Origin of the sequence: Corynebacterium halotolerans (assembly GCF_050107895.1) — a bacterium.
Classification (GTDB): Bacteria; Actinomycetota; Actinomycetes; order Mycobacteriales; family Mycobacteriaceae; genus Corynebacterium; species Corynebacterium halotolerans_B.
The window spans coordinates 1-14,506 of sequence record NZ_JBNILW010000025.1 but is presented as its reverse complement, the minus strand read 5'-3'; the positions used below and the strand labels follow the sequence as shown (position 1 = coordinate 14,506).

Sequence of the window (14,506 nt, the reverse complement as noted above, 5' to 3'; positions counted from 1 at the left end):
CGTCCATAGGGTGCGCATCAGGGTGGTCATGAGTGTTCCTCTTCCAGACCCCAGCCGGCACCGGGCGGTAACGGCTGAAGGGATGGGGATTAAGTCGGTGTGACCGGTGGGGTGACCGGTCAGGTGTTAGATCAAGGTGGCGCCATATTCGACGGTCCACTGGCGTACCCAGTTGATGAAGTACGCCCACGCCCCGCTGGCCAGGGCAATGCCGACGGCGACCATGAGCACCCCGCCGAACATCTGGATCTTGCGTGAGTGGCGGCGCAGCCAGCCGACGGTGCGCATTGCGCGCGCCGAGCCGAAGGCCATGAGCAAAAACGGCAGTCCCAGGCCCAGGCAGTAGCCGAGGATGAGGATGACCCCACGCACGGCGGTCATACCCTCGGTGCCAGCCGAGACAGAGATGATCGCCGCGAGCGTGGGCCCCAGACACGGGGTCCATCCCAGAGCGAAGACCCCGCCTAACAGTGGGGCTCCCAGCCAGGTGGACCACTTCTTCGGAGCCATGCGGGTATCACGCTGCAGGGCAGGGACCATGCCCATGAACGTCAGCCCCATGAGGATGGTGATCACCCCACCGATGCGCATCAGGGCCTCGGCATTGAGCGTGAGCATGCTGATCGCCCCGAAAACGGTGACCGTGGCCAACACGAAGACGACCGTGAAGCCAAGGATGAACAACCCGGCGGCACCGGCCACGGCCCACTGGCGTTTTTTGGTCACCACGGAGCCGTGTTCGGAGTCATAGCTGACCTCGCCGCCGACCACACTGGCCAGATACGACATATAACCAGGGACCAGCGGGACCACACACGGGGAGGCAAACGAGACGAGGCCAGCGGCAGCAGCAGCGAGGATGCCGATCAGCAGCGGCCCGGTGGCCGCAACGTCAGCGAACTGCTGGCCGATCGCCAGCTGTGCCATCACATCAACGGTCATGGTGCTGGTGCCTCCTTAGCCAGTGGGAGGGCGACGTCGAGGACGTCCTCGGCGTCGACCTCCCGGAGGAACACCGCTGCGGGGCGGTGCTGCTTGTCCAGGATGATCGTGGTCGGGATGACCGAGGTCGGTACCCCTCCCAGGGCCGCGGCGGTACGAAACGGCGGGTCGTAGATCGACGGGTAGGTCACACCGTTGTCGAGTTTGAAGTCCTGGGCGATGGTCTGGTTGTAGTCGCGGACGTTGATGCCCAGCACGGTGCCGCCGAGGGGTTCGAGAGTCTCCTGGACAAGCTGCAGGTCATCGACTTCCGCCCGACACGGTGCACACCATTGCCCCCAGGCATTGAGAACAACCACCTCCCCGGCGTAGTCGGAGAGGCTGATCTCCTCGCCTTCCTGCATGAGTGAGGGTCCGGAGAAATCCTGCAGTGGGGCACGCTGGTCCTCGTCGTAGAAGATCTCGGTGTGACCCCCGGGTGAGTGGAATTGGAAGGTGCCGCCGACGGCAACGGCGTTTCGGGCACCGTCGCCCGACGAACACGCGGCCAGTGTCAGGGTGGTGAGCACCGCGGCAACCGCTGTGGCGGCCCGGCGGGATGTGCTCGACATGGAACAGATCTCCTTATTCCGGGACGATGTGGAAGAAGTCGGTGTTCTGGTTATCCCGGAAGACCAGAAAGCCACCGAAGCGGGTCACACTGCTGGCTGGCGGGAGGTCTGCAGCGACCCCAACCACCCCAGCGATCGACCATGCTGTGTGGTTACTCGTAGCGCAGGGAGCTGATCATTCCGGTTTCCTGGTGATAGGCGTTGTGACAGTGAAACGCCCACTCACCGGGGTTATCGGCGATCAGGTCCGCATCCACCGTGTCCCCGGGAAGTATCAGGACGGTGTCCTTGCGCAGACCGCTGCTTCCGGGAAGCGCCCAGGTATGCCCGTGCAGGTGCATTGGATGGGGCGTCGCTGTGGGGTTGTGCATCCGCATGCGCATTCGTTGGCCTTGTCGGACTGTGCCGGGAGCATCGGCGCCGTCGATGCGCAACCCCCACTGGTAGGGCATCATCTGACCGGTCAACTCAACTGCTGTGTCCTGGTCCACCTCACCGGCGGGGAGAAGAGCGCGCTCCGCCGGTTCAAAGGACGTTAGGAACGTGCCGAGGGAGTTGAGCTCGGGGAAGGTGGTCTCTGGGGTGGGGGCTTCTCCTTCGGCGGTTCGGATGACGGCGAAGGCCCGATCGTCCTTTCCGGCCGCCAGGGCGGTCAGGGGGAACACGCCATCGCCGAGTATCACCTCCACGTCAATGCGCTCGCCCATCGAGAGGTAGAACGACTCGATGTCGCGGGGACGGACCGGGAAGCCGTCCACATGAGTGACAGTCAGGCGGTGTCCACCCAACGCCACCTTGAAGATGGTGTCCGCGCCAGCATTGATGAACCTCAGGCGGGCCTTTTCCCCGGGTCGGGCGCTAAACGTGCGGTGCGCCCGGGGGATTTTCCCGTTGATAAGATAGTGCGGATACAGGACATCACCGGCATCTCCACCCAGAGCCGGGTCGGGGGTGCCGTGGGCCATCATGTCCCCCTCACCGCCCATGTCCATGTTTTCGTGCCCGCCCATGTCCATCCCTGCCAACAGGTTCAGCTGGCTATCGGGGCTGCTACCGGCGATGCCGTCTATCCAGTCGTCGAGCACGATGGTCCATTCGACGTCCTGGTCCTCGGCGTCTTCCGGGTCGCGCACGATCAGCGGGGCGTGCAAGCCGCGGTCGAGCTGCAGGCCGCTGTGGGAATGATAGAAATAGGTCCCGCCGTGAGGGGTTTCGAAAACGTAGGAAAACGTCTCGCCTGGTTCAATGGGGGGTTGGGTCATCCCGGGTACGCCGTCGGCGGCGTTGTGTAGGGCGATGCCGTGCCAGTGGATGGAGGTGCTCTCAGAAAGTTCATTGGTGATATCGACCTGGAGGACGTCCCCGGCGGTGGTTTCGATGGCAGGTTCCCCGGTCTCAGCGCTATACCCCCAGGTCTGTGCCTCGATACCGCCGATATCGATCGACATGGGCCGTGCGGTCAGTTTCTTGCGCACCGACGGTGCGGCCAGGTTCGTCGGCGTCGGGTACGGGCCAGGCGAGGAAGAAGACGCGGCCGGGGTAGCGGTATTGTTCCCACCGCAGGCGGCCAGGGCGCCGGTGCCGGCGAGCACAAGCCCGCCGAGCAGAAACTTCCGTCGGGAAAAACTACTTGTCATGATTCAACCATCCTTGGTCTAGATCTGCGGGATACCGGGGAAAAGGTGCAGGTGGCGCCCATTGCTGGGGCATCAGGTCAGGCGCAGGTCCGTCACACAGGTGGCGCCGTCGTCGGTGGTGGAGAACTCAGTGACACCGGTGCGCCCCTCGTGGGTGATTTCGATCGTCCCGGTGGCCTCATCGGGGAGCCAGAAGCCGACAAACCCGTTGTCGAAAGTGGCCGTCTCCTCGTCGACCAGGACTTCACCGGTGGTCTCATCGGTGATCGTGACCTGGATGTTCTCGTTGCCCAGTTCACCTAGACAGGTGGTCAGGCTGTGGTAGAAGCAGTCGTGTGTCTGGGTCACATACGGTGCAATCGAGACGTAGGTCTGGTTCTCTGGCAGGTCCACCACCACGTCGTCGTCGTTGTCGCTTAACACCAACTCATCGGTGCGCACCGAGGCCAGCAGATCGGTGGGACGCTGTGAGACGGGCATCTGATCGAGATGGTCGATCATCTCAGCACCCTCCATGCCACCGAGATCGTGGGCGGCCAGAAAATCCGCCTGCGACTCAGTACCAGTGGCGGTGGACTCAGAGTCAACTGTCGAACATCCAGTCAATGTCAGGGCGAGGGTAGCGGTGATGATCGCTGCGCGTTTCACATCAATCTCCTTAGATGAGCAGGGCGGGGCGGGAACGGCGCTATAGACTGTTTCTAGCAACACTCTGTGCCCTGAGGAAATCAAAAACCCTGCTCACAGTGCTATTTACCTTTTGAGGAAGACTTGTTCGGTGGTCCCGGTCACGGTAGCGGTCAGGGACTATCTCCCGTTATGCTGCCCGCACCGCGATGCCCCAGCAGCCCGTCCGAAGGGGAAACCGCTGATGGGACGGGGTGTTGACCTACCGGGCGACAACCTGTGACCTACTGACGGTGGAGAGGCGGCCATCACGCCTGATCGGTGGTTGTTGAAGATTGCGTAAAGATTTCACTGATCACCGGCTTTAGACCACTACTTTTTCCCCGCTGGGGGTGATACTTGATGGCATGGCTGACCACACACCGAGACAGGATGGACCCGCCGGCAGGGTTGTTGTTGTCGACGATGAAAAACCCCTGGCACAGATGGTGACCGACTATCTCATCCGGGCAGGTTTTGATGTCAGGCAAGCCCACACCGGAGACCAGGCACTCGAGGAAACCCGCCGGTTTCGCCCCGACGTCGTCGTGCTTGACCTCGGCCTACCTGGCATCGACGGGTTGGACGTCTGTCGCCAGATCCGCGGCTTCTCCGACTGCTACATCCTCATGCTCACCGCCCGCAGCAGCGAGGACGATAAGATCACCGGGCTGACCACCGGAGCCGATGACTACATCACCAAACCCTTTAGCATCCGGGAGTTGGTCACCCGCATCCGTGCCGTCCTGCGCCGCCCCCGCACCGCCACCACAGGTACTGATGTGCCCGCCGCCTGGGTATTCGGGGATCTCGTTGTCGACCCAGCTGCGCATGAGGTTCGGGTCAAGGGGACTGCGGTGTCTCTCACGCGCACGGAATTTTCGTTACTGGTGGCCCTGGCTACCCGCCCCGGCCAGGTGCTGACCCGCCGTGAACTGATCACCGATGTCTGGGACACCTCCTGGATCGGAGATGAACGCATCATTGACGTCCACATCGGCAACCTACGCCGCAAGCTGGACACCGGTGCTTCCGGGCAGAGTTATATCGACACCGTCCGCGGAGTCGGCTACCGGATGGGGCAGGCATGACACAGGATACAAATCTGACCCTCCGATTCCTGATCGCCCAGGTCCTGGTCGTGATCATCAGCCTGGTTGCGGCGGTGTCCGTGGCATCACTGGTCGGCCCCCCACTATTTCACGAGCACCTGCTGATGGCCGGCCTATCTGATCCCTCCCTCGAGCTGCTCCATGTCGAGCAGGCCTACCGGGATGCCAACCTGATCACCCTGGCGGTCGCGGTACTGACTGCTTTAGGGTCTGCACTGTTAGCTAGTTTCTGGCTCTCCCGCCGGCTGCAAACCCCCCTGCAAGGCCTGACCCGGGCAGCTACCGCGGTGGCCAATGGAAACTATGATGTCCGGGTGCCCGCCGGTGACGCCGGCCCAGAGGTGACAACCCTGGCCCTGGCGTTTAACACCATGGCTGACCGGTTGGCCCATACCGAGGAGATCCGCCGCCAACTACTCTCGGATCTCGCCCACGAAATGCGCACCCCGGTATCGGTGCTTGCCGTCTACCTCGATGGCCTTCAGGACGGGATCGTCGATTGGAACCTGGCCACGCAGACGGTGATGGCCGAACAACTCCAACGCCTGACCCGGCTGGTCGAGGACATCGACGACGTCTCCCGCGCCCAAGAGGGCCGGATTGATCTGGATCGTGCCGAACACCCCCTCGGCGAGCTTATGCACACCACCGCCACCGCGGCCCAGGAAACCTTCGCGGCCAAAGGTGTGAACCTGCAGGCAGTTCCTGTCACCTCCCCCGTGTCCGTACTGGTGGACCGCCAACGCTTCGGCCAGGTCATGAGCAACTTGCTGGCCAACGCCCTGCGCCACACCCCTGCCGGCGGGCAAGTCACCATCAGTGCCCGTCAGCAAGGCTCCGGCACCGTGCTCATCGATATCGCTGATACCGGGGAAGGACTGACCCGTGGACAGCTGGGCCATATCTTCGAACGCTTCTACCGCGGCGACGCCGCCCGCAACCGGGACAACGGCGGCTCCGGGATCGGCCTGACCATCTCTAGGGCCTTGATCGAAGCCCACGGTGGGGCCCTGACTGCGATGTCCGCCGGTCCCGGCACCGGAACCACGCTGACCATCCGCCTCCCGCTTGCTCGTCCGTCACGGAGCCCATCTGATGCCCACCCCTCCCTGCCCGGGACACGATGATCCGCACTGTCCCATGACATATACCCACTGGGGGTATAGCGTGGCGGGTGCGACCCCACCTGATCCCACTGATCCGAAGGAGCTTCCCGATGACCACCCCGATTCTCCGTTTGCGGCCACTGGTCTCCACCGACTGTGGGTGCTGCGCGCCTGCTACACCGTCTGGGACCGTATCGGGCCCTCCCGTCGTCAGCGACGACCGGGCACCTGCCCCCCCACCCACTATCAGGTGTCCTCACTGATCCGCCCAGCATCTCAGCTCAGGAAGGAGTCTCATGACCACCCCACCCCATCACGGTGACCACACCGGCCACGACGGGCACACGGCCAGTCACGATCAAACCGTCCACGATCAACACATTGATGCTGACACCCACGGTCAAGCAATGCCGCAGGGCCACCCGCACTCCGCGGTCGACGAGAACCACCAGCCCCATGACGCGCCCACCGGTCATGATCACGACGATGAGCACCACGTCCATGATCACGGCGAGCATGCCGGGCACAGTGTCGCGATGTTTAAGAACAAGTTCTGGTGGTCACTGATCCTGTCGGTGCCGGTCGTGTTCTTCAGCCCGATGTTCGCCGATCTGATCGGCTACCAGATCCCGGAGTTTCCCGGATCAACCTGGATCGCCCCGGCCCTGGGCACCGTGCTCTTCATCTACGGTGGCGCCCCGTTCCTCAAGGGCGGATGGACCGAGCTACGCTCCCGCCAACCCGGGATGATGCTGCTGATCGCCATGGCGATCACCGTCGCCTTTGTCGCCTCGTGGATCACCACCCTAGGCATCGGCGGGTTCCACCTCGACTTCTGGTGGGAACTGGCGCTGCTGGTGACCATCATGCTGCTGGGGCATTGGCTGGAGATGCGTGCCTTAGGCTCGGCCTCCTCCGCCCTGGACGCGCTGGCCGCCCTGCTGCCCGACGAGGCCGAGAAAATTGAGGACGAGTCCACCCGTACCGTCCCCGTCGCCGAGTTGGGTGTTGACGACATCGTCCTGGTCCGGGCCGGCGCCCGGGTACCCGCCGATGGAACCATCGTGGACGGCTCGGCCGAATTTGATGAGGCGATGATCACCGGGGAATCCCGCCCCGTCTTCCGGGAGACTGGAGCACACGTAGTGGCCGGGACCGTGGCCACCGACAACACCGTCCGCATCCGGATTGAGGCTACCGGTGGCGACACCGCCCTGGCTGGTATCCAACGCATGGTCGCCGATGCCCAGGATTCCTCCTCCCGCGCCCAGGCACTGGCCGACCGGGCAGCAGCATTGCTGTTCTGGTTTGCCCTGACCGCGGCCCTGATCACCGCAGTGGTCTGGGCGATCATCGGTAGCCCGGATGATGCCGTGGTGCGTACGGTGACCGTGTTGGTCATCGCCTGCCCTCACGCTCTGGGTCTGGCCATCCCGCTGGTCATCGCCATTTCCACCGAGCGGGCCGCGAAGTCCGGGGTGCTGATCAAGGACCGGATGGCCCTGGAGCGCATGCGCACCATCGATGTGGTCCTGTTCGATAAGACCGGCACCCTGACCGAAGGAGCACATGCGGTCACCGGTGTTGCCCCGGTGTCCGGCACCTCGGAAGGCCAGCTACTGGCCCTGGCCGCAGCCGCCGAAACCGATAGTGAACACCCGGTGGCCCGGGCGATCGTCACCGCCGCCACCGCACACCCCGAGGCCTCACGCCTTCAGCTGCGCGGCACTGATTTCACCGCGGCTACCGGTCGCGGCGTCCGTGCCACCGTCGACGACTCCGAGATCCTCGTCGGTGGGCCCAACATGCTGCGTGAATTCGATCTAGCCACTCCCGGCGTGCTCGATGAACAGATCGAGACCTGGACCCAGCGCGGGGCCGGGGTCCTCCATGTGGTCCAGGACAAACAGATCATCGGCGCCCTGGCGGTCGAGGACAAGGTCCGTCCCGCCTCTCGTGCGGCGGTGCGCGCCCTCCAGGACCGTGGCGTGAAGGTCGCGATGATTACCGGTGATGCCCATCAAGTAGCCCACGCCGTCGGCGAGGATTTAGGCATTGATGAGGTCTTCGCCGAGGTCCTACCCCAGGACAAGGACACCAAGGTCACCGAGCTACAGGACCGGGGTTTGAGCGTGGCCATGGTCGGCGACGGCGTCAACGACGCCCCCGCTCTGGCCCGCGCGGAGGTCGGCATCGCCATCGGTGCCGGCACGGATGTGGCCATGGAATCTGCCGGGGTGGTCTTAGCCAGTGATGATCCGCGGGCAGTGCTGTCGATGATCGAGCTGTCCCAGGCCAGCTACCGCAAGATGATCCAGAACCTGATCTGGGCTTCTGGCTACAACATCATTGCCGTGCCGCTGGCGGCCGGCGTGCTCGCCCCGATCGGGTTCGTGCTGTCCCCGGCTGTGGGCGCGATCTTGATGTCAGCCTCGACCATCGTGGTTGCCCTCAACGCCCAGCTACTGCGCCGCATTGATCTGGAGCCGGCTCACCTGGCGCCGACCGAGTCGAAGGAGGAACACCGTGGGTCGACATCCCCCGTAACCGTTACTGACTGACCTTGTCACTCGACCCTTAGCTCACACCACCTTTGAAAGGAACGTTCATGAAACGCAGCATGACCCTCGCCGCCTTGGCATTGACCTCCACCCTGGCGCTGAGCGCCTGCAGCGACGCCACTGACAACTCCGACACTGCCGAGACCGTCAGCACCACGACAGCAACCTCAGAGAACAACGAGACCCAGCAGGAGAACACCACCACTGCCGACGACGGTGGTCATGACATGGAGCACCCAGAAGACGGTGGCCCGCCCCCGGAGGGCATTACCGAAGCCACCGAGCCGACCTACCCGGTCGGCTCCGAGGTCATACTCACGGCGGACCATATGCCGGGCATGGACGGTGCGCAGGCCACGATCTCCGGGGCCTTCGATACCACCACCTACTCGGTCAGCTACACCCCGACTGACGGTGGTGAGCCAGTCACCGACCACAAGTGGGTCGTTCACGAGGAACTCGTCGATCCAGGCGAAGCGCCCCTGCCCGATGGTGCCGAGGTGGTCCTCGATGCCGAGCACATGCCGGGAATGAAGGGTGCAGAGGCCACCATCGACTCCTCCACGGATGAAACGGTCTACATGGTTGACCTGACGACGGAGGAGATGACGATGACCAACCACAAGTGGGTCGTCGAGAGTGAGATCGCACCCGCGCAGTAAATCCAGCCGAGTGGGACGGTCAGTCCTAACAACGCACATTGGGACTCAGTGCTGGCCAGTGGACTGGAGTTGGGCAGGAGATTCAGGCCCGGCGATAGACCTGTTGGCCGGCACTGTTGCACATAGAGGTCCCCGCTTGCGCACTACTTGATAGCGCGCAATACCCCACGATTATCAGTTCCGTAGATCTTCATCAATCTACTGATTTTAGACCAGCACCGCTTATCCTCACCTCCTCGAAGGACCCCATGACCACGACGAAGACCCCCATGGCTGGTCGCCGACTGCGCCGCCCGCTCAAGGTGCTGTTGCAAAGTGGAACGGAGAGCTGTGAGAACTCGATCTTTCATCCGCTGATGCTCGCTGCAGCTGGCGTTCTCAGGCCCTCTCGAAGATCCGGCTGACGATCACCGCATCCGGATTCAGATGCCCGTAGGCGAACATCGTCCCCTGCCCCTTCCGTAATGAGTGCATCGCCTCCATCCCCTTCAACGTCCGGTACGCAGAAGTCCTGTTCTTGAAAGCGCCTTTGGGTCCCAGAATCCGTTTCAACCGCCCGTGGTCACCTTCCAGCACGTTATTGAGGTACTTCACCTGTCGATGCTCCACTGTCGGAGGGCAGACGTCCTCCGCCTTCAACTCGGCAATCGCCTTAGCCAGGGAAGGTGCCTTGTCGGTGCTGATCACCCGGGGATACCCTGCTGACACATTGGACCGCAGCGTCTTGGATAAGAAGCGTTTGGCTGCTGCCACATTCCGTTTTGGCGACAAGTAAAAGTCCAGGGTCTGGCCACCAGCGGTGATCGCACGGTAGAGATAGCACCACTTCCCGCCGACCCGGATATAGGTTTCATCCACCCGCCAGGAACGGGCCTGCCAGTCGGGCACCTGCCGGTACCACCGGGTCTGCTTGTCCAGCTCAGGGGCGTATTTCTGCACCCACCGGTAGATCGTGGTGTGATCGACCGGCACCCCGCGCTCGGTCATCATCTCCTCCAGGTCCCGGTAGCTGACCCCGTAGCGGCAGTACCACCGCACCGCCCAGAGGATGACCTCGCGAGGGAAATGGCGACCCGAGAAGATGCCCATGACCGTGATCATTCCACGGCGACCGCCACCCCGCCCCCACTTTGCAACAGCACCGATCATAAAACCCTTAATGGCCGTCCATGATGAGTTCGCGATTCTCCCCGCGGCGCCTAAAAGTGGTTCTGAGTTGCGGAAATTATTATCTCACATTTTGGTTGTTGCCCAGACTACTCACGACCTGCTGGTGACTGACGAAAGACTTCATGCTCAGTCAGTGGATCAGGTCATCGAGGAATTCTCGGAAGAATACCGGATGTCGCTGATCCTCAATCTGACTGCCAACCATGCACTTTCACAACGTATAACGCTGTGGCAAAATCCCATAGAAAGTGACGAGGTAGGTGCCCATCTAGACCTCTTATCGCTGGAGTTCACGGACGAACAGAGTGCCTGCACCATCCCCATGGCCAGTCTCACTGAAGCAAGCACCGGAGCGCCAACAGTAATGACTCCACACAACTTCGGCAGTGCGATACGCGAGATGGCGGCCGGAGGGGCGCCCCCACCGATCTACCGTATGGCCTATGCGCAGTGGTTCACAACGATCATTGCATCCTGGGAGGACGTGTACAGGCCGAGACTGGCTGCAGCGTACAGCAAACCCGAAACCGGTGAGACATGGAAAAAGAACGACATCCGATCAAAATTTTTCTACGAAGTCCAGCAAATCCGTAATGATTTTTCGCACCACCAGGGAATATGTCGTGACAGCAGTGACAATAAGTTGTTTAAGTGGCTCGAGCCTGGCAAACCTATCGCTCCCACCCCGAGGCAAATGTTGGACCTGCTGAACCTTTTTCCAGCAGACGAATTGCGCCAACCTCCGAAACGACTGGAAGACGCAAAGAATGGCGTTGGTCAGCTCCCGTATTCCTTCGATGCCCAGTGGATCGAGAAACTGAAAAAGCACGTCATTAAAGTCTCACCCTCCAAAGCGAAGCGAGCAGGGGTTATCCAAAATGTCCTGGACGAATGGATGGACGCTGAATCTCCTGCGCGCAATTGAGTAACCGGACATCTCCCTAAGTCGCGTAGGTCTCTCTGGGGTATGGGTCGGCGGCCGCAGACGCAGGAGTCCAGGGGGATACTTCTTCGTTCATAACAGAGTCTCTACGTTTCTTTCGGAGGCGTTCATCCAATCTCGCGAAGCTTGAGCAGCCGGTTTCCTAGAGCTTCAGGCCCAGTGTGTTTGAATACTGATATGGCTCTATGTTGGTGGTGTGAGGCGCGGGAAGCGGATTCGAAAGAGCATAAATATAAGCGCAAGGACCTGCTTCGATTAATGGGCGAGGGCGAGGGCCTGGTGTGGTTTGGAGACGACGGCCTACACCGCGATCTCCAGGGAAAAGGCGCTCTCAAAAGAGATCGATACAAGATTCTGAAGTTTCAGAAATCTTTATGCAGCACATGCAATAACGCTCGTTCTCAGCCATTTGACCACGCGTACGATAAGCTCGCGGACTACCTCACCGGTCATGACACGAGCATCTATCGCCGCGGGTCCGTACCCCTGTACCAAGTGTACGAGCCTGAATCCCAGAAGGAACGGCTCAATCTCGGGAGATACTTGACTAAACACTTCGCGAGCCGAATGGCTGAGGATGGCTTAACAGTGCCAGCTCCGCTTCGTCAGTTCCTAGATGGGAGCGAGGAACTTCCTGATTGCACGATGGTGTTAGTCGCCCACAATGGCTTACGGGCTCTTCCTTTCGATTCGGGGATCCATTTGAGCCCCTGCTGGGGGTACGCGGACAGGGAGGATGGCTCTTTCTCCGGATGGGTGAGTGCATACTATTTCGGCTACCTAGGTGTCCGATTCGAGTGGAATAGGAGAGGTATTTCTGATTCTGCATATCAGCAGTTCTTCCGCTTTGATAATCCACTTCTGAACTACTTTGAGCATGATGAGGCTGTCAGGATCAGTGAGGTGTCAAAGCGTCCCTTATCTGCTCGGCTACTAAACCCGATACCCAGGAGGCACCCGTAAATCAGCTCCTCACGATTTAGAGGGCGTTCGAAAATATCTTCACTTGGGCCCGGATTGCGAACTGGTGAATACCGAAGAAACTAATTGGTCACGGTACTGGTGACGGGCCGGTGCTGTTGCAAACTCGGGGCGTCGATGGTGTTGCCGTGGCACCCCGAGTTTGCAACAGCACCACTACGACAGAGAGAAGTCCGCACTCAGGATCAGCCCTCGCCGTACCACCGCCTGATTGCTTCGCCACCGTCCGAGTAGAGCACTTCGTTGCCCTTACGCTGCGCTTTTTCGAAAAGCTTATGGGCCTCCCGTAGTGACTCCACGGTGTAGAAATTACGCACATAATACGCATCTTTAGTGGTCCGCCTGTGAAGTCCATGCTTCACAGGAAGACTGTGTACCAGATCGTTCCGCACCTTCCGTGCTTCATCCAGCAGAACCAAGAATTCGTCAATCCCGTCCAGCGGAGGGGGACTGTCTTTCAGCCGGCCTTGCAGTGTGCCGAGGGGGTCGCTGTAAAGATCTGCTGAATCAAAACCACCGTGGATGCGCAGCACATCGAAAGCGATACCTGCCAGGCCCGCAGCGGCGTAGGTGGCACGTCCGAGTTCCAGTAGATAAGCCTCGTGGTCAGGGTGGTTTGGATCGCCGGGATGATCAGTGCTCGTCATCGCCTCATTATATATCCTCGCCAGCCACCGCAGAGTCCAGAAGAACTACGAACAAGTATAGTTTAAGTATACCCTAATGAGACATTGCCAACTGGCGGAAATCCGCTGTGACTTGCAGCTTCGTTTGGCGGTTTTTCCGCAGCTTCGAATGGCGGTTCAGTCGACGCCGATGGCAACACCTGGATAGGCCACCCGGGCGCTCGGGATGGGCTTATTAGAGGCCGAAGGCGCCGCCGCTGACGAGGATGAAGATGCCCAGGCCGATCAGGACGATCGGGAACAGCACGTGCTCCCAGCGCTCAAGGACTTCTGCGATGGGCGGGCGGGTGGCCACGAACTTTGCCAGCAGGACCAGGCCTGCCACCAGGACGAGGAAAACGATGCAGTAGATGATGACGGCGGCAGTGTCCACGTTGAGGAAGACCGGGACGTAGACGCCGATATTGTCGCCACCGTTGGCAAACGTCACACCGGCGACGGTCAGCACACCCACCTTTTTCCCGGCGATCTTCGCATCATCATCGTCGTCATCATCGCTTCGCCAGGCCTGCCAGGCCGCCCATAGTCCCAGGGCCAGGGGAATTAGTCCGAAGTACGGGATCGCCTCAGCGGGTAGGAATGCTCCTGCCCCCAGCGTGACCAGGACTGCGGCCGCGAGGATGCCCATGAAGCCGAGGTACTGACCAGCCAGAATCCGAAGCGTGGTCCCTTTTTGCCCCGCCCCGCGGGCAAAAAACAGCGAGAGCACGATGATGTCGTCGATATTGGTGGCGATAAACAGACCAATCGCCGACAGTAGACCGGTTACCACTACGCACTCTCCTGTCCAGTGACACACCCAGGTACGGCGCATCCGGCGTCGATGCATTCGGCGTTGTCATCGACGGCCAGGGTGATATCCAGCAACGCGTTCAACGCCTGCGCCAGATGAGCATCAACGATCTCGTAGCGGGTCTGTCGCCCCTGCGGTTCGGCGACAACAATTCCGCAGTCCCTCAGGCAGGCGAGATGGTTCGACACGTTCGAGCGCGTCAGTTCCAGATCCTGGGCGAGAGCGGCCGGGTAGGCCGGCCCCTCCAGCAGCGCCAGGAGAATGCGGGAACGAGTCGGATCCGCCATGGCCCGACCCAACCGGTTCATCACGTCTAGACGAGAAGCAATAGTCAGCATGTGCTGAACTATACAGCTGTTGCTGAACTAACTTCGACATGGGGTGGCGTCGTTGCCAGAGGTCGTCTGCACTTTCAGGCTGAGGCCTTCACTGCGCAGGAAGGAAGCGGCTGCCTAGTTGGCGGTGTTCCCGACGTGATTTAAAGGTGAGGGCTATTGCCGGCAGCTTCCGGCCCAGACCAGCGGCGGCCCACGTACCGATCAAGGTGTCCCACTTCCTAGGAAGTGGAACACCCTTAATGAAAACCTAATGAAAATACATAGTCCCAGGACGAACCGTTCCACAAGCTATTCAACT

The 14,506-nt window shown here is 61.0% G+C and carries 14 protein-coding genes; 5 read left to right on the top strand and 9 right to left on the bottom strand.

The annotated features are described in order from the left end of the window. Positions 1 to 126 precede the first annotated feature (126 nt). The 4 genes from ACQCVD_RS15070 to ACQCVD_RS15055 all read right to left on the bottom strand — a co-directional run bounded on the left by ACQCVD_RS15070 (position 127) and on the right by ACQCVD_RS15055 (position 3,838). Positions 127 to 942 carry a cytochrome c biogenesis CcdA family protein gene (locus tag ACQCVD_RS15070; protein WP_426824600.1) on the bottom strand — a complete coding sequence of 272 codons (816 nt, stop codon included), beginning with the start codon at positions 940 to 942 and terminating at the stop codon, positions 127 to 129. Continuing rightward, positions 939 to 1,553, bottom strand: a complete 615-nt coding sequence (locus tag ACQCVD_RS15065) for a TlpA disulfide reductase family protein (RefSeq protein WP_426824599.1) — start codon at positions 1,551 to 1,553, stop codon at positions 939 to 941. Before ACQCVD_RS15065 ends, ACQCVD_RS15070 begins: the two co-directional genes overlap by 4 nt. Positions 1,554 to 1,705: 152 nt before the next feature. Then, on the bottom strand, positions 1,706 to 3,190 hold the full coding sequence (locus tag ACQCVD_RS15060) for a multicopper oxidase family protein (RefSeq protein ID WP_426824598.1): 1,485 nt from the start codon (positions 3,188 to 3,190) through the stop codon (positions 1,706 to 1,708). A gap of 72 nt (positions 3,191 to 3,262) precedes the next feature. Then, complete coding sequence (locus ACQCVD_RS15055; RefSeq protein WP_426824597.1) at positions 3,263 to 3,838, bottom strand: CueP family metal-binding protein; 576 nt, start codon at positions 3,836 to 3,838, stop codon at positions 3,263 to 3,265. 386 nt (positions 3,839 to 4,224) lie between these two features. Between ACQCVD_RS15055 and ACQCVD_RS15050 the strand changes: the two genes are divergently transcribed. Both ACQCVD_RS15050 and ACQCVD_RS15045 read left to right on the top strand, forming a co-directional pair. Next, entirely contained in the window at positions 4,225 to 4,947 is a 723-nt protein-coding gene (locus ACQCVD_RS15050; protein ID WP_426824596.1) for a response regulator transcription factor, read from the top strand. Next, entirely contained in the window at positions 4,944 to 6,095 is a 1,152-nt protein-coding gene (locus ACQCVD_RS15045; RefSeq protein WP_426824595.1) for a sensor histidine kinase, read from the top strand. The genes ACQCVD_RS15050 and ACQCVD_RS15045 overlap by 4 nt, the downstream gene beginning before the upstream one ends. A gap of 260 nt (positions 6,096 to 6,355) precedes the next feature. On the opposite strand, the gene ACQCVD_RS15040 is transcribed toward ACQCVD_RS15045, so the two are convergent. Further along, positions 6,356 to 6,592 (bottom strand): hypothetical protein, encoded by a 237-nt coding sequence (locus ACQCVD_RS15040; RefSeq protein ID WP_426824602.1) that lies wholly within the window; start codon positions 6,590 to 6,592, stop codon positions 6,356 to 6,358. Here ACQCVD_RS15040 and ACQCVD_RS15035 point away from each other — a divergent pair. Together ACQCVD_RS15035 and ACQCVD_RS15030 are read left to right on the top strand one after the other, a co-directional pair. After that, complete coding sequence (locus ACQCVD_RS15035; RefSeq protein WP_426824601.1) at positions 6,482 to 8,635, top strand: copper-translocating P-type ATPase; 2,154 nt, start codon at positions 6,482 to 6,484, stop codon at positions 8,633 to 8,635. The genes ACQCVD_RS15040 and ACQCVD_RS15035 overlap by 111 nt on opposite strands. Positions 8,636 to 8,682: 47 nt before the next feature. Then, positions 8,683 to 9,297 (top strand): YdhK family protein, encoded by a 615-nt coding sequence (locus ACQCVD_RS15030; protein WP_426824594.1) that lies wholly within the window; start codon positions 8,683 to 8,685, stop codon positions 9,295 to 9,297. A 378-nt stretch (positions 9,298 to 9,675) separates the two neighbouring features. Here ACQCVD_RS15030 and ACQCVD_RS15025 read toward each other — a convergent pair whose 3' ends face one another. After that, positions 9,676 to 10,386, bottom strand: a complete 711-nt coding sequence (locus ACQCVD_RS15025; RefSeq protein WP_426824592.1) for an IS6 family transposase — start codon at positions 10,384 to 10,386, stop codon at positions 9,676 to 9,678. Between ACQCVD_RS15025 and ACQCVD_RS15020 the strand changes: the two genes are divergently transcribed. After that, entirely contained in the window at positions 10,385 to 11,392 is a 1,008-nt protein-coding gene (locus ACQCVD_RS15020) for a hypothetical protein (RefSeq protein ID WP_426824591.1), read from the top strand. The genes ACQCVD_RS15025 and ACQCVD_RS15020 overlap by 2 nt on opposite strands. Before the next feature lie 1,184 nt (positions 11,393 to 12,576). Here the strand turns inward: ACQCVD_RS15020 and ACQCVD_RS15015 are convergent. The 3 genes from ACQCVD_RS15015 to cmtR form a co-directional block, all read right to left on the bottom strand. Beyond that, the gene (locus ACQCVD_RS15015; protein ID WP_426824590.1) at positions 12,577 to 13,038 is read right to left on the bottom strand and encodes a hypothetical protein; all 462 of its coding nucleotides are present in this window, start codon (positions 13,036 to 13,038) and stop codon (positions 12,577 to 12,579) included. Positions 13,039 to 13,252: 214 nt separating this feature from the next. Then, the gene (locus ACQCVD_RS15010; protein ID WP_206436436.1) at positions 13,253 to 13,891 is read right to left on the bottom strand and encodes a cadmium resistance transporter; all 639 of its coding nucleotides are present in this window, start codon (positions 13,889 to 13,891) and stop codon (positions 13,253 to 13,255) included. Next, positions 13,849 to 14,208, bottom strand: coding sequence for a Cd(II)/Pb(II)-sensing metalloregulatory transcriptional regulator CmtR (gene cmtR / locus ACQCVD_RS15005; RefSeq protein WP_011013963.1), 360 nt, complete (start codon positions 14,206 to 14,208; stop codon positions 13,849 to 13,851). Before cmtR ends, ACQCVD_RS15010 begins: the two co-directional genes overlap by 43 nt. Between the last annotated feature and the right edge of the window lie 298 nt (positions 14,209 to 14,506).